This is a genomic window from Rhizobacter terrae, from assembly GCF_003852895.1.
Taxonomy (GTDB): domain Bacteria; phylum Pseudomonadota; class Gammaproteobacteria; order Burkholderiales; family Burkholderiaceae_C; genus Albitalea; species Albitalea terrae.
This window is the reverse complement of record NZ_QUSW01000001.1, coordinates 96562-118908: the sequence shown is the minus strand read 5'-3', so window position 1 is coordinate 118908 and position 22347 is coordinate 96562. Positions and strand designations below refer to the sequence as shown.

Annotated in this window: 19 protein-coding genes; 9 read left to right on the top strand and 10 right to left on the bottom strand. The window is 67.7% G+C overall.

Annotation, left to right across the window (positions count from 1 at the left end; translation table 11 throughout):
* Positions 1-75 precede the first annotated feature (75 nt).
* Positions 76-537 (top strand): carboxymuconolactone decarboxylase family protein, encoded by a 462-nt coding sequence (locus tag DZC73_RS00530; protein ID WP_124538254.1) that lies wholly within the window; start codon positions 76-78, stop codon positions 535-537.
* Here the strand turns inward: DZC73_RS00530 and DZC73_RS00525 are convergent.
* The 5 genes from DZC73_RS00525 to DZC73_RS00505 form a co-directional block, all read right to left on the bottom strand.
* Complete coding sequence (locus tag DZC73_RS00525; protein ID WP_124538253.1) at positions 500-1423, bottom strand: ketopantoate reductase family protein; 924 nt, start codon at positions 1421-1423, stop codon at positions 500-502. The genes DZC73_RS00530 and DZC73_RS00525 overlap by 38 nt on opposite strands.
* A gap of 55 nt (positions 1424-1478) precedes the next feature.
* The gene (locus DZC73_RS00520) at positions 1479-2636 is read right to left on the bottom strand and encodes an ABC transporter substrate-binding protein (RefSeq protein ID WP_235834938.1); all 1158 of its coding nucleotides are present in this window, start codon (positions 2634-2636) and stop codon (positions 1479-1481) included.
* Complete coding sequence (locus tag DZC73_RS00515) at positions 2633-3907, bottom strand: YbfB/YjiJ family MFS transporter (RefSeq protein ID WP_124538252.1); 1275 nt, start codon at positions 3905-3907, stop codon at positions 2633-2635. The genes DZC73_RS00520 and DZC73_RS00515 overlap by 4 nt, the downstream gene beginning before the upstream one ends.
* 6 nt (positions 3908-3913) lie before the next feature.
* The gene (locus tag DZC73_RS00510) at positions 3914-5824 is read right to left on the bottom strand and encodes an FAD/NAD(P)-binding protein (protein ID WP_161974404.1); all 1911 of its coding nucleotides are present in this window, start codon (positions 5822-5824) and stop codon (positions 3914-3916) included.
* Between the two features lie 593 nt (positions 5825-6417).
* Positions 6418-7527, bottom strand: a complete 1110-nt coding sequence (locus tag DZC73_RS00505) for an ABC transporter substrate-binding protein (RefSeq protein ID WP_161974403.1) — start codon at positions 7525-7527, stop codon at positions 6418-6420.
* A 313-nt stretch (positions 7528-7840) separates the two neighbouring features.
* On the opposite strand from DZC73_RS00505, the gene DZC73_RS00500 reads away from it, so the two are divergent.
* The 6 genes from DZC73_RS00500 to DZC73_RS00475 all read left to right on the top strand — a co-directional run bounded on the left by DZC73_RS00500 (position 7841) and on the right by DZC73_RS00475 (position 13966).
* The gene (locus DZC73_RS00500) at positions 7841-8950 is read left to right on the top strand and encodes a DUF2332 domain-containing protein (RefSeq protein WP_161974402.1); all 1110 of its coding nucleotides are present in this window, start codon (positions 7841-7843) and stop codon (positions 8948-8950) included.
* Positions 8951-9004: 54 nt separating this feature from the next.
* Positions 9005-10714, top strand: a complete 1710-nt coding sequence (locus DZC73_RS00495; protein WP_124538248.1) for a hypothetical protein — start codon at positions 9005-9007, stop codon at positions 10712-10714.
* The gene (locus tag DZC73_RS00490) at positions 10714-11331 is read left to right on the top strand and encodes a nucleoside/nucleotide kinase family protein (RefSeq protein WP_124538247.1); all 618 of its coding nucleotides are present in this window, start codon (positions 10714-10716) and stop codon (positions 11329-11331) included. Before DZC73_RS00495 ends, DZC73_RS00490 begins: the two co-directional genes overlap by 1 nt.
* A 95-nt stretch (positions 11332-11426) precedes the next feature.
* On the top strand, positions 11427-12620 hold the full coding sequence (gene sorA, locus DZC73_RS00485; protein WP_235834937.1) for a SorA family sulfite dehydrogenase catalytic subunit: 1194 nt from the start codon (positions 11427-11429) through the stop codon (positions 12618-12620).
* A gap of 11 nt (positions 12621-12631) precedes the next feature.
* Positions 12632-12958: a SorB family sulfite dehydrogenase c-type cytochrome subunit gene (gene sorB, locus DZC73_RS00480; protein WP_124538245.1), complete on the top strand. Its 327-nt coding sequence runs from the start codon at positions 12632-12634 to the stop codon at positions 12956-12958.
* A 63-nt stretch (positions 12959-13021) separates the two neighbouring features.
* Positions 13022-13966 (top strand): carbohydrate kinase family protein, encoded by a 945-nt coding sequence (locus tag DZC73_RS00475; protein WP_235834936.1) that lies wholly within the window; start codon positions 13022-13024, stop codon positions 13964-13966.
* A 31-nt stretch (positions 13967-13997) separates the two neighbouring features.
* On the opposite strand, the gene DZC73_RS00470 is transcribed toward DZC73_RS00475, so the two are convergent.
* Complete coding sequence (locus DZC73_RS00470) at positions 13998-14981, bottom strand: Bug family tripartite tricarboxylate transporter substrate binding protein (protein ID WP_124538244.1); 984 nt, start codon at positions 14979-14981, stop codon at positions 13998-14000.
* 210 nt (positions 14982-15191) lie between these two features.
* Between DZC73_RS00470 and DZC73_RS00465 the strand changes: the two genes are divergently transcribed.
* On the top strand, positions 15192-15758 hold the full coding sequence (locus DZC73_RS00465) for an NADPH-dependent FMN reductase (RefSeq protein WP_124538243.1): 567 nt from the start codon (positions 15192-15194) through the stop codon (positions 15756-15758).
* Here DZC73_RS00465 and DZC73_RS00460 read toward each other — a convergent pair.
* The 3 genes from DZC73_RS00460 to DZC73_RS00450 all read right to left on the bottom strand — a co-directional run bounded on the left by DZC73_RS00460 (position 15751) and on the right by DZC73_RS00450 (position 18960).
* Positions 15751-16509 carry a substrate-binding periplasmic protein gene (locus DZC73_RS00460; protein ID WP_124538242.1) on the bottom strand — a complete coding sequence of 253 codons (759 nt, stop codon included), beginning with the start codon at positions 16507-16509 and terminating at the stop codon, positions 15751-15753. The genes DZC73_RS00465 and DZC73_RS00460 overlap by 8 nt on opposite strands.
* A 74-nt stretch (positions 16510-16583) precedes the next feature.
* Positions 16584-18302 carry a hybrid sensor histidine kinase/response regulator gene (locus DZC73_RS00455; protein WP_124538241.1) on the bottom strand — a complete coding sequence of 573 codons (1719 nt, stop codon included), beginning with the start codon at positions 18300-18302 and terminating at the stop codon, positions 16584-16586.
* Positions 18289-18960, bottom strand: coding sequence for a response regulator (locus tag DZC73_RS00450; RefSeq protein WP_124538240.1), 672 nt, complete (start codon positions 18958-18960; stop codon positions 18289-18291). Before DZC73_RS00450 ends, DZC73_RS00455 begins: the two co-directional genes overlap by 14 nt.
* Before the next feature lie 35 nt (positions 18961-18995).
* Between DZC73_RS00450 and DZC73_RS00445 the strand changes: the two genes are divergently transcribed.
* On the top strand, positions 18996-19463 hold the full coding sequence (locus DZC73_RS00445; RefSeq protein WP_124538239.1) for a hypothetical protein: 468 nt from the start codon (positions 18996-18998) through the stop codon (positions 19461-19463).
* Here the strand turns inward: DZC73_RS00445 and DZC73_RS00440 are convergent.
* Positions 19426-22200 (bottom strand): CHAT domain-containing protein, encoded by a 2775-nt coding sequence (locus DZC73_RS00440; RefSeq protein ID WP_124538238.1) that lies wholly within the window; start codon positions 22198-22200, stop codon positions 19426-19428. The genes DZC73_RS00445 and DZC73_RS00440 overlap by 38 nt on opposite strands.
* Positions 22201-22347 lie beyond the last annotated feature (147 nt).

Genomic DNA, 22347 nt, shown 5'->3' with positions numbered 1-22347 from the left:
GACGGGCCGTGCGTCTTGTAGGGCATGGAGCGCCGCACAGGGTGGCGCTCCGATCCAGCCCTCGAAGGAACCGTCATGTCCCACGCTCCCCGCATCGCCTATTACCAGCTCGCGCGCAAGGCCTTCAACAGCCTGCTGGCCTTGTCCAACGTCACCCACAACGGCAAGCTCGACCGCCGCCTGGTAGACATCGTGCTGCTGCGCGTCTCGCAGATCAACGGCTGCGGCTACTGCATCGACATGCACTGGCGCGACCTGATCAAGAACGACATGGACCCGCGCCACGCCAACGCCGTGGCCGGCTGGCGCGAGGCGCCGTTCTTCAGCGAGCGTGAGCGCGCCGCGCTGCGCTGGGCCGAGATCGTCACCGCCACGCCCCACAGCGATGCGAGTGACGAGGAGTTCGCGAGGCTCAAGGCCGTGTTCACCGACGAGGAGATCGCCGAACTGGGCTTCACCATCGTCACCATCAACGCCTGGAACCTGCTGAACGTGAGCTTCAGGAACCCGATTCCGGAGCAGGCGCCGTCGGCGTGAGCTTGCCCTCCAGCAGCTTCACCAGGGTGTGCAGCACGCGGTTCACCGGCGTGGGCACACCCAGGGCCTGGCCTTTGCGCACGACGAAGCCGTTGAGGTGATCGATCTCGCTGGGCTTGCCGCGTGCGAGGTCCTGCGCGGTAGAGGAGAACTGCGTGGGCATGGTGGCGGCGATGCGTTCGACAGCGGCCCACGGGTCGCCGGGAACAGTGACGCCTTCGGCACGGGCCACCGCAAGGCATTCGTTCGCTGCGTCGCGCATCACGTCCCACACACCCTGGCCTTGCACCAGCGCGCCGTACGGGATCTGCGTGATGGCCGACATGGCGTTGTAGGCGCAGTTGAGGATGAGCTTGGCCCACAGCGTGCCGGCCACGTTGTCCGAGACCTGCACCGGCACGCCGGCCTGGCCGAACATCGCGACGAGTTCATCGCTGCGCGCCGATGGGCCGATGACCAGTTCACCGCGCCCATGGTGCTGCACGTGCCCGGGGCCGGCCATTTCGGTGGCGACGTACACGACGGCCGCACCGACCTCCTGCTTCAACGAGGCGCGCAGGCGCTCGGTGTTGTCCACGCCGTTCTGCAGGCTGAGCACCAGGGCATCGTCGGCCAGGTGGGGCGCCATCTGCGCCGCGCCGGTCTCGGTGTCGGTGGACTTCACGCAGAACAGCACGAGCGACGCACCGGCAATGTCGCGGGCATCGGTGCTCGCCGCCATCGCCACGTGCTCCTTGAAGCTGAGCGTGTCCAGCACGAGCCCGCGGCGGCGCACCGCGTCCACATGCCGCGCGCGGCCGATCAGCACCACCTCATGTCCCGCCCGCGCCAGCATGCCGCCGTAGTAGCAGCCCACTGCACCCGCACCCATCACTGCGATCTTCATGAAAGAGGCTCCGCAAACGTGCGGAGCCGATGGTAGGGGAGCGCGGGGCGGATGTTCAGCGACGGAATGATCCGTCCGCCGTGATGTAGGAGAGGTCCACGTAGTCCAGGCCGGAGTGGTCGGTCGGGCTGTAGGTGAGCTCGATGCCGCCCACGCCGCCGCCGATGTCCACACGGCTCATGGACTCCAGCGCGCGCTTGAAGGCCACGCGCGTGATGGGCCCTTTGCCTTCGGCCACGGCGGCGCGCTTGAGTCCGAGGACCAGCACCTTCGCGGCGGCAAAGCCTTCGATCATCGCGGGCGTCAGGCTCTTGATGCCCTTGGCCTGCGCGAGACGGTCGGCCTCCGCGATCATCGGCGTGGCCAGGCGCCGCTCGGACGGAAACACCTGGCTCACGATCACGCCGGCGGCATTGGTGCCCAGCTCTTTCACGAAGCCGGCTGCTGCGTTGTTCGACAGCGTGGCGACGGTGACGGTGGTGCCACCGGCCGCACGCAGCGCCTTCACGCCGGCGGCCACCGACACCGGCGTGCCGACCATCACGACACCCAGCTGCTTGTTCGCGATCAGCTTCTGCACGCAGGCGGTGTAGTCGGGCTTGGCCTTGTCGATGGCTTCCTTGACCAGCGGTTCCTTGCCGGCCTGCTTGAAGACTTTCAAGGCGCCCTGGATGGCATCGGAGCCGAAGGTGTCGTCCACGTAGCACAGGCCGACCTTGTCCAGGCCGGCCATGCCCAGGTGGCGCGTGAGGTGTTCGGTCTCGGCCTGGTAGGTCGTGCGGACGTTGAAGACCCAGGGGTTCACGGGGTTGTGCAAGGCCATGGCGCCGGTGGACGGCGCCAGCAACGCGATCTTCGATTCGGCGAGCAGGGGCAGCAGGATCTGCGTGTGCGGCGTGCCCCGGTTGAGGAACAGCGTGATGACCTTCGGATCAGCCACCAGCTTCTTGGCGTTCTCCAGCGCCAGCGGCGGCTGGTTCTTGTCGTCCAGCGTGACCAGCTCGATGGACTGTCCGCCAATGCCCCCTTCGGCATTGATGTGATCCAGGTAGAGCTTGGCGCCCACGTTGATCTCGGCCACCGATGTGGCGACCGGTCCGGTGACGCCCGTGGTCTGGCCGATGCGGATCTGCGCGGCGGCGGGAGAACATGCGAAAGCGATCAGTGCGCTGGCGAAGACGGCGGCGGCTCGTTCGAGAATCATGGTGCTCATGGGTTTTGCGCTGTTTCCACGGGAGGTGAAAGGTTGAAGTCCTGGGCGGCGGCGCGGTGTTCCTCGCTCCTGTCCCGGATGAGGAGGATGCTGCCTACCGAGCCGATCAGCGCCAAGGCACTCACGACAAAGAGGGGATGGTAGGAGTGCAGCATGCTGGCTGCAAATGCCATGAGTGCGCCGCCGCCCGCCTGGGCCACGGCGAAGCTCGAAGTGGCCATGCCCCACGCCTTGCGGTGATGCTCTTGTCCCACGGTGGCGAGCGAATACGCCGACACCAGGGCCACGATGCCCGGGGTGAAGATACCCATGAGGACGGAAGAGGCAATCAAGGCCGGCGCGGAACTGTTCAGTACCGGCAGCAGCGCGCTGAAGGCCTTGATGACGAAACCTGCGATGAGGCAAGGCTTGAGGCCGAAGCGGTCGGCCAGTGAGCCAGTGAGCATGGGGCCGATGGCGGCTCCGAGCCCGAACAGCGCCCAGTACATGCCGCCGGTCGCCAGCGGCATGCCCAGTTCGCGCACGACGTAGTCCACCCAGAACATGGTGTGGGTGAGGTAGCCGATGGCGTTCAGGCCGTGCGCGGCCATGATGAGCCACACGGTCATGCGCAGGTCATCGGGCAGCCGGTGGCTGGCCGGAGCGGGCGAGTCCGCCGTGGGCTCGGGCCGAGCGGCTTCCACAGGCCATTGCCGCCAGGCGAACAGCGTGAGCGCGAGGCAGACGGCCCCCATGCCCAGCCACGCGCCTGTCACGCCCTGCAGCGCAAAGACCGTGAAGGGGATGCCGATGCCGGCGATGAGCAGTGGGACCAGCGAGCCCGACAAGGCCGCGCCCAGTCCGATGCCGGAAAAGACCACGCCACTCGCGCGGCCTCTGACCGAGGGGTCGTGCTGCGGCAGCACGACGGGTGCGGGCAGCACCATCAGCACCGCGCCGCAGGCGCCGGCGGCGGTGCGCCACAGGTAATACCAAGGCAGCCCGGCGCCTTCGATGGCGCAGGCGAAGAAGCTGAGCGAACACACCAGCATGGAGATGCGCAGCAGCGTGGCGCTGGAGAAGCGCCGGGCCAGCGCATCGGAGAAGGCCGCGCCGGCCACGTAGCCCACGAGCGTGGCCACGCCGAGGTAGGACGCATCGGCCTTGCTGAACCAGCCGGCCTGGATGAGCGCCGGCATCATCGCGATGAAGGCAAAGCGGCCGATGCCGTTGCCGATCAGCGTGGCGCACAGCCCCGCCAGGCTGAGCCGGTTGAAGGCGCGTTCGAGCATGTTGCGTCAGAGGCCGCCGTACAGCGAGGCGTAGGCGGATGCTTCTTCCTCGGTCGGCAGGAACACTGGCGTCGGGCGCCCCGACTTGCCGCTGCCGATGGCGCCCAGCAGGCGTCCCACCGCACGGCCGGCATCGACGAGGGCGGTGGAGTTCACGCCCGGCCTCGGAATGACGAAGGTGCAGAACTTGATGCCTTCGGTCGGGATGCCCAAAGCCCAGGCGTTCTCGACCACGGCACCCTTGGCGTCGATCCAGTTGTAGTTGCGGTCGATCTCGATGCCGCCCGGATGGAAGCCGCCGTTGTGGAACAGCCGCGCATGGCCGTCGCTGAGCAGGCCGCGCAGCAGCGGCGACGCATCGTCGAGCGGGCTGTGCATGGAAATGCGTGCCTTCACGCAGACGTCGATCGGCTCGGACTGCGACGCCCAGCGCACGGAGCGCACGCGCATCTTCTCGCCCGGCCCGTTGCTGGCGACCGAGGCACCGGGGCCGAAGTCGGCGCGCAGTATCCCCGCTTCCATCAGGGCCAGCATCTCGCCGATGCGTGACAGCGGCGGCCCCACGGCCAGGCGGTTCATGATGGGCAGGAACTCCGACAGCACCCAGCGGTGCGACTCTTCGGTGAGCCCGCCGAAGTCGATGGCGGCGCGCAGGTTGTCGCGCAGGTCGCGCAGCACGTCGCAGGCGGCCTTCAGCGGGCTGTTGAGGTTGCCGCGGCGGGCTTCCTTCACGTCGTTGTGCAGGTGTGCAGTCAGCCAAGCTGAAAAGGCGGCCTGGTCGGCGAGGGCAGGGGTGGGAATGGGCGCTGCGAGCAAATCCCAGGAGAAGCGGTCTTGCTTGGGCACATGGCGTTCGATGAGCGCCTGCCGCTGCGGTGCATCCGCCCGCGAGAACTGGTTGCAGAACAGGACGGCGGTCACCGCATCCTTTTGCCGCAGGTAGGCGTCGTAGTAGGCGTACTCCATGTCCGCCACGAGCAGGGGCAGCACGTCGGTGGCGAAGTCCAGCTTGCGGGTCGCACGCAGGTCGCGCAGCGTCTGCGCGTGCAGGAAGCGCGACTTGTACTGGCCGGACACGCCCTTCTGGTTGATGGCGCGTGCCGACAGCGGAAGGCCCGAACGCGAGAACAGGACGATCTTCGGTTCCATGCCGGAGGGCAGGTAGCGCGTGTTGCCCGTGCTCGGGCACACCGTGAAGCGGCCGCCGCGGCCCACGGTGAGGTCGGCCACCACGTCGAAGGTGGTGAGGCCCATGCCTTCGACGGCCACCTTCACCCCGGGCGCGATCGCCGCGAGCTTGGAGCGCATCGGGTAAGGGTCCTCGATGACCAGCGTTTCCTTGGGCGACCTGGGCGCAGCAGGAATCTCCGACGATGCCGGCTTGGTGTGGCCGGTGGTCAGGAAGAGATAGTTGACGAGGACCTTGGCCTCCGGGGTCTCCAGGATCCAGGTGTCATCGTCGCAGCGATGGGCGCGCGTGACGGAGGTCTTCTTGCAGTGGATGCGCACGTGCGGCGGAGCCATGCCGCAGACATAGCGGAATGCCCACAGCAGGTAGCGTCCAAACAGGCCGCGCGAGTAATACGCATCCGGCGAGATCAATTCATGGTCGTCGACCTCGCCCGTGCGCATGCCGCTTTGCTCATGCAGCCACTGGGCGAAGGACGGGCCGTTCATCACCGGGCCTGCATTGAGGACCGATGCATCGGAGAACAGAGTGAGCTGGCCGGCGACGGTGTTGACCAGGTGGAAATCTGCCTGCTCAGGGTCGTGGCAGCCGGCGCCGGGCGGGCTGGGATCGAACAGGAAGATTTCCAGGTCGCCGGAGCGGCTTTGCCGTTCGTGGGCGACGATGCGCTCAAGGACCGTGAGTCCTCTTGGCCCGACGCCGATGATGCCGATGCGCGATGTAGTCACCCTTCCGCACTCCCAAATGTTGGTTACCGGAATGAGGAACAAGGCGTTCTTTTCTGGCTTCCGGTATTCCGTCAGAGATAACCCCCGAACTTTGGGGGTTGCGTGTTGCGAAAAGATGATGCTGTTAGATATCTGGCGCAGGGGTATCTATGTGTAAAAAAACCAATGCCAAATCATCTGTTCATGCAAGGAGTGCGAATTAATTCACCAGGTTTAGAGCTCGATCAAAGTTTGAAATTATTTCCGGTGTCGAGTGTAGAAATTTCACTGCAGGAACAATTTTCCGAACTGCTCTTAAATGACCGTGAAAGGTGACGATTCTCGACAGATCACCGAGGCCGCAAGCATGATTTCTCCGTGGAGATGCGTCCGCATCAAAGATGCTCATTTCTTCAAATCATCCTGTGCTTTGATGAAGAGCAAAAGACGAATTTGGAAATCAGGTTTTCGTCATTGAATATGGAATGAGGCTGCCGATGTTTCACCGACAGCCTGGGATATTCTTCCCAAGCCGAACGTCCGCCGATCAATGCTGACCGGCGGATGGCGCTCGGGGAATGTGATGGAGCAGGCTTGCCTGAGAGGCTGAATCCTCAGCCGACGAGGCGGCCGTATTTGTCCAGCGTCACCAGGTCCACATAGCGCGAGCCCTGGCTGGTGCCGGCGAATTCCACCTTGTAGCCGCCGAGGTCGCTGCGCAGTCCGGCCAGCGCTTCCTTCATGCGGCCGCGGGTCATGTTGCCGGCCTTGGCGGCGGCCATCGTGGCATCGACGGCGGTGCGCCCGGCGATGTAGCCCTCCAGCGTGGTGATCCCCATGCGCGGGTTGTCGCTCAGCAGCGCCAGGTCGCGACGGCACTGGGCCACCACGTTGACGCCCAGGGCGGTGGGGCGCGGCACGACCATGCTCATCACGCAGCTCTGGTGCCGGCTGGCCAGCGTGTCCAGAAGGTCTTGGCCGGCATAGGACGAGGCGTAGAACAGGCCGGGGTACTTGGCCTTGGTCATCTGGTCGATGATGGTGGCCACCGGACCGGCGTTGGCGACGAAGAGCACGCAGTCGGGCTTGGCCGCCATCAGTTCAGCCGTGACGCTGTCGAAGTTCGTGGCCAGGCGGTCGATGCTGATCGCCACCTTGGGATTGATGGAGACCGACGACAAGGCGTTGTTCATCGCCTCGAGGTTGGCCGGCGCGGTGTCGGCGAGGCGCACGAGGGCGACCTTCTGCAGGCCGACGTCGCGCAGGTAGTTCGCCATGCGCTTGAATTCCGCGTCGTAGCCGGCGCGGACGTGGAAGACACTGTGGGCGCCGGGGGTGCGCAGGCCCATGTTGCCGCTGGCGGTGCCCAGCATGGCCAGCTGGGCCTGGTCGATCATCGACACGCAGGCTTCAGCCGCCACGCCGTTGGTCAGGCCGATGAGTGCGGTCACGCCCGAGTCCAGCAACTGCGTGGCATTGGCGATGCACTTGCCGCGCACGCCGCCATCGTCGAGGCTGGTGAGTTCGAAGCGGACGCCGGTGGTGGCCTCCGCGGTGTTGGCCGCCGCGAAGGCCGCGGCAATGCCCGTTTGCACGTCGCGGCCATAGACCGCCTGGCCGCCGGTGAGTGATGCCGACTGTCCGAACCGGACGACACGGCTGGCTGAGGCGCGCGATGCGCTGACAGGCCACACGGCCGAGCTGCTCACAGCACCTGCGGCCATCAAGAAGGTTCTGCGCTTCATAGACACACTCCCAAATCACAGCGTCATGACGACGCGTTCCGGTCTTCGGCGTGTGTGAGGTGGGACTTAATACCGGGTTGCTCAGCCTTACCCGCGTAGCACTTTGTTTCCGCAGAATCAGTCGAGAAGAAAGCCTTTGGGAAATCACTCCCAATTGATTGACGAAACGCGGCAGTTGTTGACGAAGTTCTCCACCTCAGGCGTGTTCGATGCGCTGTGCGGACAAAGGTGTCTTCGGCTCATGAGACTTCATGACAGCCCCGAGATACGCTTGCCGGCGTGTGGAGCCTGCATGAATAACAACACCGATCCCGTGGTCACTGCTGCCTTCGAGCGCTTCGCCGACAAGGAGTGCGGCGACGAGCCGCTGTATGCCGCGCTGTGCCGCGTGGCCGTTGCCGAACCGGTGGTGCTGTCGCTGATGAACGTGGCGCCGCGCGAGCAGCGGCGCGCCAACCTGCTGCTGGCTGCGGTGCACTACCTGCTGCTGTCGGGCGTGAAGCATCCGCTCGCCGCCTATTACCCCAGCGTGGGCGGTAGCCGCGGCATCGACTCGGCGCTCCATGGCTGCTTCGTGGACTTCTGTTCCTCGCAGCGCACTGCGCTCGTGGATCTCATCGCCGTGCGCACCACGCAGACCAATGAGGCAGGCCGCTGCGCGGTGCTGTGGCCCGTGCTGCAGTGGATCGCGAAGCGCCGCGGCTTCGAGCGCATTGCCTTGCTGGACTTCGGCTGCAGCGCCGGCCTGAACCTGGGCGTGGACCGCTACCGCTACGACTACGGCCGCATGCACCTGGCGCCGGGCGGGCGCGACGCCTCGGTGCTGGTGTCGTGCAAGCTGGTGGGCCCGGCAGCCCCGCGTGCGGACCTCGGCCTGCGGCCGCGCATCGAGCGCCGGCTGGGCATCGACGTGGACCCCATCGACGTGCGCGACGACAAGGCCTCGCGATGGCTGCAGGCCTGCGTGTGGCCCTTCGACGCCTTGCGCCGCGAGCGCCTGCAAGGGGCGCTGCGCATCGCCCGCGACCACGGCTGGCCCGTGCAGCGCCACGCCGACTGCAGCCTGGCGGTGGAGCCCTGGGTGCGCGGCATCGAACCCGGCGTGCTGCCGGTGCTGCTCAACAGCTGGGTGCTCACCTACCTGACGCGCGATGCCCGCGAGGCCCACATCGCCCGCATGCGGCAGCTGGTGCAGCAGCACGGCATGGCATGGATCTCGGCCGAGTCCTCGGAGATCGTGATCGACCCGCAGATGGCACCGCCGGACGAACGCATCGCCATGGCGCAGGGCGGCACCTCCACGCCCTGGACGCTCACCATGCCCGGCGACGGCCGCACGCACTCGCAGGTGGTCGCCATCTCGCATCCGCACGGCAAGTGGATGCAGTGGCTGGTGGATTGAACCTGCCGCCTCGCTAAGATCGCGTCGCATTGGTCGTTTCCGAAGGGGGACCGAATGAGACGCCAGCGATTGCGCCTGTCGGCGCGCTTCACCTTGTCGTTCACGATGGCTGCTGCGCTGGCCGCGTGCGGCCTGCTGCCGCTCATTCCCGACCCGCAGGCCACCGCGCCGCGCCTGCCGGGCTATGGCGTGGTCGACCTGGCCGTGACCACCTCGTCGGCCGAGGCCCGCGAGCGCTTCGAGCAGGGCATGGCGCAGGCCTATGCCTTCAACGAAGCCGAGGCGGTGCGCATGTTCAAGGCGGCGCTCGCGAAAGACCCGGCCTGCGCCATGTGCGCCTGGGGCGTGGCCTACCAGCTCGGCCCCAACATCAATGCCCCCGAGCGTGGCGACTTGAGCGACGCGGTGCGCTATGTCGACCACGCGCTGAAGGATTCACAGGGCGTCTCTGCCAAGGAGAAGGCCTTGATACAGGCGCTGGCCCTGCGCTACGCCCACCGCAGCGAGGCCAGCAACACGGCCATGCTGACCGCGCCGACCTGCGGCGGCAAGGCCGGCGAGGAGAAGCCCGATCCGCTGGACGTGGCCTACGCCGAGCGCATGCGGGCCCTGGCCGACCAGTATCCCGACGATGCGGACATCGTCTCCATGTATGCGGAGGCGGAGATGATCGCGACCAAGGGCGACTGGTGGGACAACGACACCGGCAAGCCCGCCGGCCGCATGGGCGAGGTGGCGGATCGGCTGGAAGCGGCACTGAAGGCGCATCCCGACCACACCGGCCTCAACCACTACCTCATCCACGCCACCGATGCCTTGCCGGCGGCGCAGCGCGCGGCGGCGGCGGCCGACAAGCTTGGTCGTCTCGCGCCGAACTCGCCGCACCTGCTGCACATGCCGTCGCACACCTACGTCAACCTCGGCCGCTATGCCGATGCGAGCCGCGTGAACGAGCAGGCGTTGGCGGCAGACCGGACGCTCGCGGCCGACCTGGGCCAGCAAGGCTTCAGCGTCAGCAAGGACTGGCGGCAGCACAACGGCAGCTTCTTCTGGTACGCCGCGCTGATGGAAGGGCGCGGCGACGCATCGCTGGAGATGGCGCGGCAGCGCGCGGCGGCCAGCAAGGGCGACCATGAATTCGCCGAACTCTCGCGCAGCCGGCCGCTCCTGACGCTGCTGCGCCTGCAGCGCTGGGACGAGGTGTTGAAGGAGCCGATGCCCACCGGCGGCAAGGGCATGGCCGCGCTGCTGGGCCATCACGCGCAGGGCGTCGCCCAAGCGCGGCTGGGGCAACTGGATGTGGCGGGCAAGTCGCTCTCACAGGTGGAGGACGAGGCGGCGGCGCTCATCAAGGCACACGCCGGCACGTCCTTCCCGGACAAGATGATCCGCAGCGTGGCCACGGTCTCGCTGGAACGGCTGCGGGCAGAGATCGCCTTGGCCGGTGGACATTTCGACGATGCGGTGAAGCACCAGTCGGAGGCGGTCGCCGCGGCCAAGGATGCCGATTCGTCAGAGCCGCCGCTGCTCGGCGCAGGCATGCGGCTGGCGCTGGGCGACGTGCAGTTGAAGGCCCGGCGATGGACCGATGCGGAGCAGACCTTCCGCGCGGACCTGAAGGAGCATCCCCACAGCGGCTGGGCCTGGCGCGGACTCGTGGCGGCGTTGGAAGGGCAGGGCAAGTCGGCCGATGCAGCGGCCGCGCGTGCATCCTGGACCGCGAGCTGGAAGCAGGCCGATGCGGCCTTGCTGGCGATGAAGTGATGAGCCTGCCTGCAGCCTTCATTGAACGTGTCGAGTCGCTGCTGCGGCGCCCGCGACGCGTCGTCCTCGGCCTGGCTGGTCCGCCGGGTGCAGGCAAGTCGACGGTGGGCCAGTGGCTGCTCGAATCCTTCCGCGGGCGCGCGCAGCTCCTGCCCATGGACGGCTTCCATCTCGCGCAGGCCGAGCTCGAACGCCTGGGCCGCGCACAGCGCAAGGGCGCGCCCGACACCTTCGACAGCGAGGGCTACGTGGCCTTGCTGGGCCGTGTTCGCGCACAGTGCGCAGGCGAGGTGATCTACGCCCCCGAATTCCGCCGCGAGATCGAGGAGCCCATCGCAGGCGCGATCGGGCTGCGGTACGAGACGCCGCTGGTCATCACCGAAGGGAACTACCTGCTGGTCGACGATGGCCCGTGGGCCCGCGTGCGTGCACTGCTGGACGAGGCCTGGTACATCGACGTGGACGATGCCTTGCGCCGGCGGCGCCTGGTGGCGCGCCACATGCGCTTCGGGCGCACGAAGGAAGAGGCCGAAGCCTGGGTGGAGTCGACCGACGAACCCAATGCGCGGCTCATCGCGCGGGGCCGTTCGCGGGCTGATGCGGTGCTCGCAGTCTGAGCTGCGAACCGGCACGGCCGTTCGTTGACAGGGCAGGGCGATGATGTTGTCATCGCCCTCCCAGAACGAGCAAGGAGGAAGCGATGCGACACCCCATGCAATTCACCCGCCGCCGCCTGCTGGCCGCCGCGGGCCTGGGTGCCCTGGTCGGACATGGCCGCGCCCAGACAAGCACTGAACTGCCTTTCGCCAACGGCACGCGCCAGCTCGTGGCCTACCCCGAGAAGCGGCCGATGATCGTGCTCACCTCGCGGCCGCCGCAGCTGGAGACGCCCTTCGAGGTCTTCAACGAAGGCGTCATCACCCCCAACGATGCCTTCTTCGTGCGATACCACAACGCCGGCATCCCCACCTCCATCGACCCGGATGCGCACGTCATCAAGATCGGCGGCAACGCCGTGGGCAAGCCTTTCGCACTGACGCTGGCGGACCTGCGCACGCAGTTCAAGCCGGTGGAACTGGTGGCGGTGAACCAGTGCTCGGGCAACAGCCGCGGGCACTTCAGCCCGCGCGTGACGGGTGGGCAGCTCTCCAACGGCGCCATGGGCAACGCGCGCTGGACCGGCGTGCCGCTGAAGGACGTGCTCGCCAAGGCCGAGTTGAAGAACACGGCGCGGCAGGTCACCTTCAACGGACTGGACGAAGCCCTGTTCGGCGGCGGCGACTTCGTGAAGTCGCTGGACGTCGGCCACGCGATGGACGGCGAGGTGATGGTCGCCTGGCAGATGAACGGCGCCGATCTGCCCATGCTCAACGGCTTCCCCGTGCGGCTGGTGGTGCCGGGCTACTACGGCACCTACTGGGTCAAGCACCTGAGCGAGATCGAGGTGATCGACTCGGTCTACGAAGGCTTCTGGATGAAACCCGCCTACCGCGTGCCCGACAACGACTGCGCCTGCATCGAACCCGGGACCACACCGGCGGCGACGCGGCCCATCGGCCGCTTCAACGTGCGCTCCTTCATCACCTCGGTGCGCGACGGTGCTCGGGTGCAGGCCGGGCAGGCGCTGGCGGTGCGCGGCATGGCCTTCGATGGCGGGCAGGGCATCCGCGAAGTGGCCTGGTCGGCCGACGGCGGCCAGACCTGGCGTGGCGCGAAGCTGGGCGATGACCTCGGCCGATATTCCTTCCGCGAATTCAGCTTCGGCTTCACGCCGGCCCAGGGCGGCCACGACCTGCGCGTGCGCGCCTGGAACCGCTCCGGCCAGAGTCAGCCGATGGACGCGCTGTGGCAGCCCGCGGGCTACATGCGCAACGTGGTCGAGTCGGTGAAGATCGTCGCTGCTTGAAGGAGGACTGCATGAAGACACGTGTGTTCATCGCGGCCCTCGCCGCCGTGGCTGCCACCGCCATGCCCCAGGCGGCCACCAAGTCCATCACCCTGCCGCCCGACGGCGTGCAGCTCAAGGAGAGCATCCTGCCCGGCTTCGCCAAGGCGCAGGCGAGCTGCGTGGCCTGCCACTCCGCCGAATACATGCGCTACCAGCCGCCGACCGCCGCACGGCCGTATTGGGACTCCATGGTCAAGCGCATGAAGGTGGTGTTCAAGGCGCCCATCGACGACGCCGACATGCCCGCCATCGTGGACTACTTGGTGAAGACCTATGGCAACGAGCAAGGCAAGTAGCCACCAGCGGTTGCGCCTCCGCTAGAATAAATAAAGTTTGTAGATTAATCGGGATCCCGGGCGATGGAGACGAGTCAGATGTTCGCGGTGTGCGGCGAGGCCCTCATGGACGTGTACCCCAATGGCGCCAACGCCACCGGCATGGCGCTGGATGCACGCATCGGTGGCTCGCCCTTCAACGTCGCGGTGGGCCTGGCCCGCATGCGACAGCCGGTGTGCTTCGTCTCGGCCGTGTCCACCGATTTCCTCGGCGAGCGGCTGATGCGTGCCCTGTCCGATGAAGGCGTTGACTCATCCACCGTGGCGCGTACGGACGCGCCCACCACGCTGAGCATGGTCGGCCTGGACGAGCGCGGCGTGCCGTCCTATGCCTTCCATGGGGCGCATGGGGCCGACCGCCAGCTCGGGCTGAAGGACATCGAGACCCTGCCCGATGCCGTGCGTGCGCTGCACTTCGGCTCCTACGCGACGGTGGTGGAGCCGGTGGGCAGCACGCAGCGCGCGCTGGTGGAGCGCTCCAAAGGCCGGCGCTTCATCTCCTACGACCCCAATGTGCGCTTGAACGTCGAACCCGATGTCGACGTCTGGCGACGGCACCTCGCCTGGATGCTTCCACGCACCGACCTGCTCAAGGTGAGCGACGAGGACCTGGGCCTGCTGGTGCCTGGCGTGGCCCTGGACGACTTCGGCGCACAGGCCCTGGCTCAGGGGGCACGCCTCGTGGTCGTCACCCGCGGTGGCGAGGGCAGCGTGGCGTTCACGCGCCAGGCCCGTGCGAGTGCCCCGCCGGTGCCGGTGAAGGTGATCGACACCGTGGGCGCCGGCGACACCTTCCAGGCCGCGCTGCTCACCTGGCTGGCCGAGCGGCAACTGCTGGATGGCTCGGTACTGGCCGGCCTGCCGGCACAACGCCTGGGCGAAGCCTTGCAATTCGCGGGTGCTGCAGCGGCCATCGTCTGTGGCCGACGCGGTGCTGACATGCCGCGGCGTTCCGAACTGCAGGCCTGACAGGGGCCTTCGACAAGCCGATCGCGCCAGCTCAACTGTCGGGCTTGATCTTCGCCCGCGCCACCACCGCCTTCCAGCGCAGCTGCTCCTGGCCGATGAACTTCGCGAACTCGGCCGGCGAGCTGCCCACGGCGATGGCCGCGTCGGCCGCCAGCCGGTCCAGCAGCGAGGGCTCCTTCATTGCTTGCGCGCTGGCGGTCGCGAGCTTGTTGATGGCCGCCTGCGGCAGGTTGGCCGGCGCCAGCAGCCCGTACCACTGCGTCATCTCGAAGCCCGGATAACCCTGTTCGGCCACCGTGGGCACATTGGGCAACTGCGCAATGCGCTGCGTGGTGCCGGTGGCGATGCAGCGCAGCTTGCCGGTCTTGATGAACTGCAGCACCGCCGATGCACCCACGGAGGCCGCATCCAGGCGGCCGGCGATGAGGTCGGTGAGCTGCGGCCCCGTGCCGCGGTAGGGCACGTGGGTGATGAAGGTGCCCGTGGCCATCTTCAGGTATTCCATCGCCAGGTGGCCGGCGCTGCCGTTGCCGGCCGAGCCATAGTTCAGCTTGCCGGGACTCTTCTTGGCCAGTGCCACGAACTCCTTCAGGTCCTTCACCGGCAGGTCCGGGTGCACGAGGTACAGGCTGGGCACCTTGGCCAGCAGCGACACCGGCTTGAAGTCCTTGGTCGGGTCGTAGGGCAGCTTGTCGAAGATGTAGGGGTTCACCGCCAGCGTGCCGATGTGCCCGAGGATGATCGTGTGCTGGTCCTCGGCGCGCGCCACCTCGGCCATGGCGATGTTGCCGCCGCCGCCGGGGCGATTGTCCACGTACACCGACTGGCCCAGCAGCTTGGTGAGCTCCGCCGCCGAAGAGCGCGCGATGATCTCGGAGCTGCCCCCGGGTGCGAAGGGCACGACCAGCCGAACTGCCTTGGACGGCCACGCCGGCTCGGCACGGGACAAGGAGGGCAACGCGAGTGCCGCGCCGGCGGCCACGAGTTGTCGGCGGCTGATGAGCGTGTCGGTCATGGCAGCATCCTTCGAGGTGTGGGATGCGGCAGCTTATCGGCCGGTGGCCGCCTGCGGCCACGTAGAACTGCGTATGTCCATGACGACGTTGCCCCGGGGCCTTCGGACGGCGGAGCCCGCATCTGCGCGGGGGCATTGCGCGCGGGCATGGCGTCCAGTTGCGCTTGGCAGTACAAGAAGGCCCCCGGTCCCGCCTCGAAAGGAACAGCCATGGCCCAAGTTCGCAACGTCGCCGTCATCGTCGGCAGCCTGCGCAAGGATTCGATGAACCGCAAGCTCGCGCTCAACCTCGCCAAGCTCGCGCCCGACGGCCTCAAGCTGCACATCGCGGAAATCGGCAGCCTGCCGCTGTACAACCAGGACGACGATGCCAACCCGCCGGCGCCGTCAGTGGCGTTCAAGAAGCAGATCCAGGAAGCGGACGCGGTGCTCTTCGTCACGCCGGAATACAACCGCTCGGTGCCGGGTGTGCTCAAGAACGCCATCGACGTCGCCTCGCGCCCCTACGGCAAGAGCGCCTGGGACGGCAAGCCGGGTGCGGTCATCAGCCTGTCGCCGGGCGCCATCGGCGGGTTCGGCGCCAACCACCACCTGCGCCAGTCGCTGGTGTTCCTGAACGTGCCGGTGCTGCAGCAGCCCGAGGCCTACATCGGCGGCGGGGGCGATCTTTTCGACGAGGGCGGCAACATCAAGAAGCCCGAGACGCAGGAGTTCCTGCGCAAGTTCATGAATGCCTTCGCGGCGTGGGTGGAAGCCAACCCGGCCAAGCTCAAGTAGCGCCGAAGCGCTTGAAGGCCTCCTGGCGGTAGCGCTGGACCAGGCCTTCGGCCTTCATCTGTCGCAAGGTGGCGGCCAGCAGCGGCGCGATGTCCTTGTGCCGCTTGTTCAGGTGCGGGTACAGCGGCAGCACGTCGGCCACGTCGATCAGCTTGCGCACGGCCGACATGCCGCGGTACTCAGGCGTGCGGGGCATGGCCAGCACCACGATGTCCAGCCCGCAGATGAACTCCACGCGGCCGGTCAGCAGCATCTTCACGGCCTGCTCGGTGAGCCCCACGTCGACGACCCGATCGGGCGACAGCAGGGGGACGAGCGGCCGTTCGCATTCGACCAGGCCGCGCGGCCATGCCACGCGCCAGGGCTTGTCGGCGAGCTCCGACAGCTGCTTGATCTGGTAGGACGGCTCGATGACGAAGAGCGCAGGCACCATCTCGAAGATGGGTTCTTCCACGCGGATGACCGAGGGCAGGTCCTTGGCGAAGTTGAAGCCGCGCGAGGCTTCGACGTCGATGTCGCCGTTGTCCAGCAACTGGCCCAGGCGCATCACCGGATGGACCTCGAAGCGCACCTTCGCGCCCATGCGGCGGAAGGCCTCGGTGTAGATGTCGCGCGTCCACTGGCCGACCACGCTGTCTTCCGGGCGGGTGGTGCCGACCACGTAGGTGGGCACCGTGCTCGCCTGGGCCAGCGCTTGCGGCTCACCGGCGAGCCACAAGCCCAGCAGCATCACGCCCATCCACCAGCGCATTCCGATTCCTCGTTCCTGTTCGCGGCTCCCTGGGCGGATCATCGCGCGGCCGGCAGAGCCTGCGCCAGTGGGTTTCACCCGCGGTTGGAAGGCAGCAGCTGGTTCAGCGCCGCGACGATGTCCGCGAGCGCTGCCGGCTTGGGCAGGAGCCGGCAGGCGGCGGGAAGCGTCGGTGCCTGCCCGGGCTGTCCGGTGACGATGAGTGCAGGCACCTCCAGCTCCCATTCCTGCCGCAGCGCATGGACGGCGTCGACGCCGGTGGCGGCGGCGTTCAGGTCGAGGTCGAAGACCAATGCGTCGGGAAAGCGCACGTGCTCCGCCAGGCTGCGCCTCAAGGTCTTCAGTGAGCCGGCCGACACGCATTCGGCGCCGGTGGATTGCAAGGCGGACACCAGGGCAGCGCGTGCCGTGTCGTCATCGTCCAGCACGGCCAGCAGCTTGCCGGTCAGGGTCTCGCCGGGGGTGTCGCGCCAGCGCAGGGCCGGCGGCAGCACCACCCGGAAGCGCGTGCCTCGGCCTTGCCGCGAACGCACCGGGGCGAGCTGCATGCCCAGTTGAGCCACCAGCCCGCGCACGATGGCCAGCCCGAGTCCCCGTGAGCCCCTGGCCGTGCGGGCCTGGCCGCCCAGCTGCACGTAGGGCTGGAACACTTCCTCCAGCTTGTCGCGCGGGATGCCGTCGCCGTTGTCCACCACGTCGATCGCGAAGCCGCCATGGTGCGGACGCACGCCCACCAGCACCAGCGAGCGGCGCGGCTGCTCGGCGCGCAGGCTGTGCCGCACGGCGTTGCCCACCAGGTTCTGCACGATGCGCTTGAGCTGCATCGGGTCGGTGCGCACCCAGGCGTTGCGTCCGTAGGTGTGGATGTCCAGCGGCTCGCCGCGGTGGCTCTCGCGCTCCCATGCGGCCACCAGGTCCACGATCTCGCGCACGTTCACCCGCTGCATCTGCGAGTTCAACGCACCGCGTTCGATGGCGGCGAAGTCGCTGAACTGGTCCAGCATGCCGATGGCGTCGTCGGTCGCGCGCAGTTGCTGGCGCAGCGCATCGCCGTCAGGCGAGTCGGGCTGGCGCGCGAGCATCGCGTCCGCATGCAGGCGCACGGCCCACAGGGGCTGGCGCAGGTCGTGGCCGATGCCGGCCAGCAGGTGCGTGCGCTCCTGTTGCAGCGCGAGCAGTTGCTGCTGCTTGGCATCCAGGTCGCGGATGAGCGAGTCGCGTTCTGCCAGGGTGGCGAAGAGCCGCTGGTCGGTGGCCTGGATGTGCCGGCGCTCGATCCACACGAACACCGCGACCAGTGCCAGGCACACCGGCCACAGGCCCGCGAAGCTGGTGAGGGCCAGGTCCCAGGCGACGATGGACGCCGCCGTGGACAGCAGCAGGGCCAGGCCACCGTGGCGCCCTGATTGCCAGCCCAGGCTGGCCATGCCCGCGGCGAGCAACAGCACCATGGCCGGCACCGACCCGCCCGCCGCGAGCCGCGAGGAACCCACCGCGATGCCCGCGGCCACGGCCCAGGCCGCCCCCGCCTTGCCGGCCCGCAGCGGCCACAGCGCGAGCAGCGTGAGAAGTGCCCACGCGAGGCTCACGACCCGTGGCGACAGGTCCGGCCGGCCCAGGGCCTGCGCCAGCCTGGACCAGGCCATCACATCGTACGGCAGCAGCCACTCGGCGAAGGATTGCGCGGCCACTGCGGCCACGGCCAGCATCAGCAAGGTGATGCCGATGCGCCGGCGCCGCCGCGGGGCCTCGGCGCGCACGTCCTGCGATGCGGTGGGCTCAGGCCTCGTCATCGCTCGCGGCCGTGGCGCCCATGCGATACCCATGCTGGCTGAGGGCCACCAGCGCCTTGGTGCGGTTGGACACGCCCAGCGCCTGCAGCGCGGCGGTGACGTGCTTCTTCACGGCCACTTCGGAACGGTCGAGCTTGCGGGCGATCTCCTTGTTGCTCAGCCCTTGCACCACGTGGCCCAGCACCTCGATCTGCCGCGGCGTGAGACCCAGGGAGGCAAGCTCGGAGAGATCGCGTCCGCCCTCGTGCCGATTCGACACCGACTGCGGCAGGTGGATGGCGCGGTGCACGAGCACTTGCGTGAGCGCGCTGCGCAGCTCGTCCGGCGGCGCGGCCTTGGAGATGAAGCCCATGGCGCCGGCGTCGAGCGCGGCCAGCACGGTGTCGCGATCGTCCTGCGCGCTCACGATGACCACCGGCACGGCGGTGTGCTCTTCGCGCAGTTTTCGAAGGCCTGCCATGCCGTGCACGTCGCCCAGCGTGAGGTCCAGCAGCACGAGGTCGGTGGCCGAACGCGAGAGTGCGTCCAGCCCTTCGGCCAGCGAGCCCGCGAGGTGCACCTGCACCTGTGGCAGCGCCTCGTTGATGAGCAGCTGCAGGCCATGGCGCACCAGGCCGTGGTCGTCGATCAGCAGAACGTGGCGTGGTCGCGAAGGCATCACCGCAGCATAGCAACAGACCCTACACTCGCTGCATGAAGCGGCGCACCCTTGTCTCCCTGCTGGCACTGAGCGCGACCGGCGTGCGTGCCGAAGACGACAGCTTCATGCTCATCACCCAGCAGCAGCTCGATGACGAGCAGCGCGCGCAGGCCACGCAGCGGCCCGAGCCGCCGCCCTCGCGCAAGCGCGGGGTGTTCCCGATGATCCGCGTGATCGACCCGCGTGCCGGAGACGGCGGTCTGCCGTCTCCGCTGCGCTTGGAGTTTCACTTCGAGACCTCGCGGGACGCGCACATCGTGCCGGCCACCTTCCGCGTGCTGTACGGCATCCTCAAGTTCGACCTCACCGACACGCTGCGTCCGCATGCACATTGGAACGAGCAGGGCGTGGTGGTGGCGCAGGCGATGGTGCCAGCAGGAACGCATCGCCTGCTGGTGCAGATTGCCGATGACAAGGGCCGCGTCAATGAGCAGGAGCTGAAGCTGAAGGTGACGGGCTGACCGCCACTTCCTGGCCGAACGGCCGCTCCAGACCGATCACGGCGAAGCCGGCCCAGTGGAAGGGCTCGGGCCATTTTTGCGCCGTGTCGCGCTGCGCCATGTGCAAGGCGGTGGGCGCATCGTGCGTCTTCAGGTGGGTGTAGAACCGGGTCATCAGGAACGAGGTGGAGGCGTCGTCCACTTCCCACAGGCTGGCCACGATGGTGTCGGCGCCCGCGAACATCAGGGCGCGGTACAGGCCGATCACTTCATCGCCCGACTTCACCGTGCCCAGGCCGGTCTCGCAAGCACTGAGCGTGACCAGGCGCGCGCCGATGCGCATGCCGTAGAAGTCCGAGGCGGTCAGCGTGGTGGCGCCGCCCTGGCCGTCGCTGAGATACAGGGACGACTGCAAGGGCCGTTCGGCATCGAACTGGCTGTGCGTGGCGAAGTGCAGGACCGTGGCCTGCGCGCTGTGGCTCAGCACGTTGGCCTTGGAGGCCTCGCGGCCGGTCAGGGCCTGGCCGGCACCGACGATGCGGGTCACCTGGTCGACCTCCGCTTCGGTGTTGGGCAAGGACTGGAGCTGCCCGCCGAAATCGGGGTTGCCGAAGGCCATCACCGACATGGCAGCGGCCTGCCGCGGGCGCTCGTTGAGCAGCGGCAGGATCGATGCGCTGGGCAGGATGCGCAGCGACACCGTATCCGGCAAGGCGCCGCCGGCGGTTTGCAATGCAGCGAAGGGCAGGGCATGCAGCGAGCCCGTCGGCACGACGGAGAGCTTGTCGAAGCGGTTCATTGGCGCGAGCCCGGCGAAGAGCTGCTGTGCCAGGTCGCGGGTGAGGCTCGCGCTGACCGAATGCTGCTCGATCGCATGCCGCAGCAGGCCCACGCGGCCGTTGACTTCGCCGGCCGGCAGGCGCCAGTGGCGAAGCTCATCGCGCGACACGGCGAAGGCCACCAGCTCATTGCCAACCGGCACGAAGCTCAGCAGCACTTCATGGGCATCGAGCCGCGCGCGGATCTCGTCCAGCGTGTAGCGCTTGATGTGCGTGAGTGCGGCCAGTTGCGTGTCTTCAGCCTGGATGCGCTCGCCCAGGCTCTTCAGCGCATTGCGCCGCAGCGTGGTCTGCGCGGGCTTGTCCTGCAGGATGGCCAGGCGTGCTTCGCTCTCCTGCGTTTCCACCAGCTTGAGCAACTCGCCGCGCTGCGCCACCTGCGCATCCAGCGCCTGCGTCCAGTCGCGGGTGGCGAGGATGTCCAGCAGAGCCCTCGCACGCGCCTGCTCGGACAGCTCGAAGGCCTGCGCCACCTGGCCGCGCTTGAGGCGCAGCTGCATCAGCCTCTGGTAGACCTGCTGCTTGTCCGAGATGAAGCCGATCTTGGCCGCCTCGGCCGCGATGTTGCGGCGCGTGGCTTCGATGACGTCGATGGCGCGCTGGTAGAAGGCGATGGCCTCGTCATCGCGTCCGGCCTTCTCGTGCCATTGGCCGAGGTCCGCATAGACCTGCCACTGGATGGCGGGCTGCGACTGCAGCACGGCGTCCTGTTCCAGCAGCTTCTTGTAGGTGGCGTCGGCCTTGGCGTCGTCGCCGGTGTCGCGTGAGATGCGCGCCACGGCATACCAGCGCTGCGTCAGGTCCCAGGTCGTGTCCTTGCCGGCGATGCGCGACACGGCGAAGGTGATGACGGAGGCGGCAACGCCCAGGATCAGCGTCGCCGCGGCTGCGATGGCGTTGGCGAACGCCGTACCCAGGGACGCGGCAGGCGCGGCCGACAGCGCCGCCGCCGTGAGCAGCGCGTAGATCAGGATGCCGCCGCTGAGGAATGCGCCGCCCACGCGCAGGTTGCGGCGGTACTGCTCGGGGTCGGCATCGGCCGCCTTCTTGGCTGCGGCGAGGCGGCCCGCCGCCATGTTCGCGAAGGCCAGGCGCGACTGCTTGTAGCCGTCGAGTTCGCGCGACACGTGCAACTGCTCCAGCTCGGTCAATGCGGAGATGGCCTGCGCATCATCGTGGCTCGCGCTGCTGGCGATGGACAGCGAGCCCAGCAGGTCGATCCACCAGGCGCGTGAGTCGTCAGAGCCTGCGCCTTCCACATCCTCGAAGCGCCATACCTCGCTTCCGTCCATGATGGCCGCGAGGCTGAGCCGCCGATCCTTGCCGTACGGCCACTGGTGGTTGACCATCTCGCGCGCTTCGCTCAGGCGCTGCCGTGCGCCCGCGAAGTCGCCGGTGTCCAAATCGATCTTTCCGCGCAGGTACTGGGCACGCCACCGCAAGTTGTGCAGTGCGAGAATCTTCTCTACGCCGAAGCGCGACTCGCGCCACCGGGGCGACAGCTTCTTGCCGTCGAAGGCTTCCGACTCCAGCGCGCTGACCAGCTCGCGCGACTTGAAGTGGCGCACGCCTGGGTTGGCGTACTCCTCGTTCAGTTGTTTCTCCACCTCGCGATCCAGAATGGCCTCGGCCGCCGACAGTTCATTGAGCAGGCGGTCTGTGCATTCACGTGCCTCGGAGTAGTTCGCAACCGCGAACACCAGTCCGCAGTGCGCTGCGATGTCCGTCAAAGCCGTCGGCCCGCTGCGATACAACTGCCGGGACTGCGCCAGCGCGGCGAGGAAGTCGCCGTCCTTCAGACCCTTGTCGCGGTCCTTGCGCGTGGTGTCGATGGTGGAGGCGCACCCTGCAAGGATGGCCACGCCGAGCGCCAGCATCACGCCGCATGCGACGCGCTGAAACTGCTTTCCGAGCTGCAAGAACTCCCCCGATCGATGCTGGTTGTGCGTCGGATTGTCGTTGCAGTGCGGCACCGGCCGAAGTAGCCCAAGGTATAGCGGCCAGCCGCGTGTAAAGCTTTCCGTTCCCGCAATCCCTACAAGCAAAGTTCACGTTTTGGCGTTGCT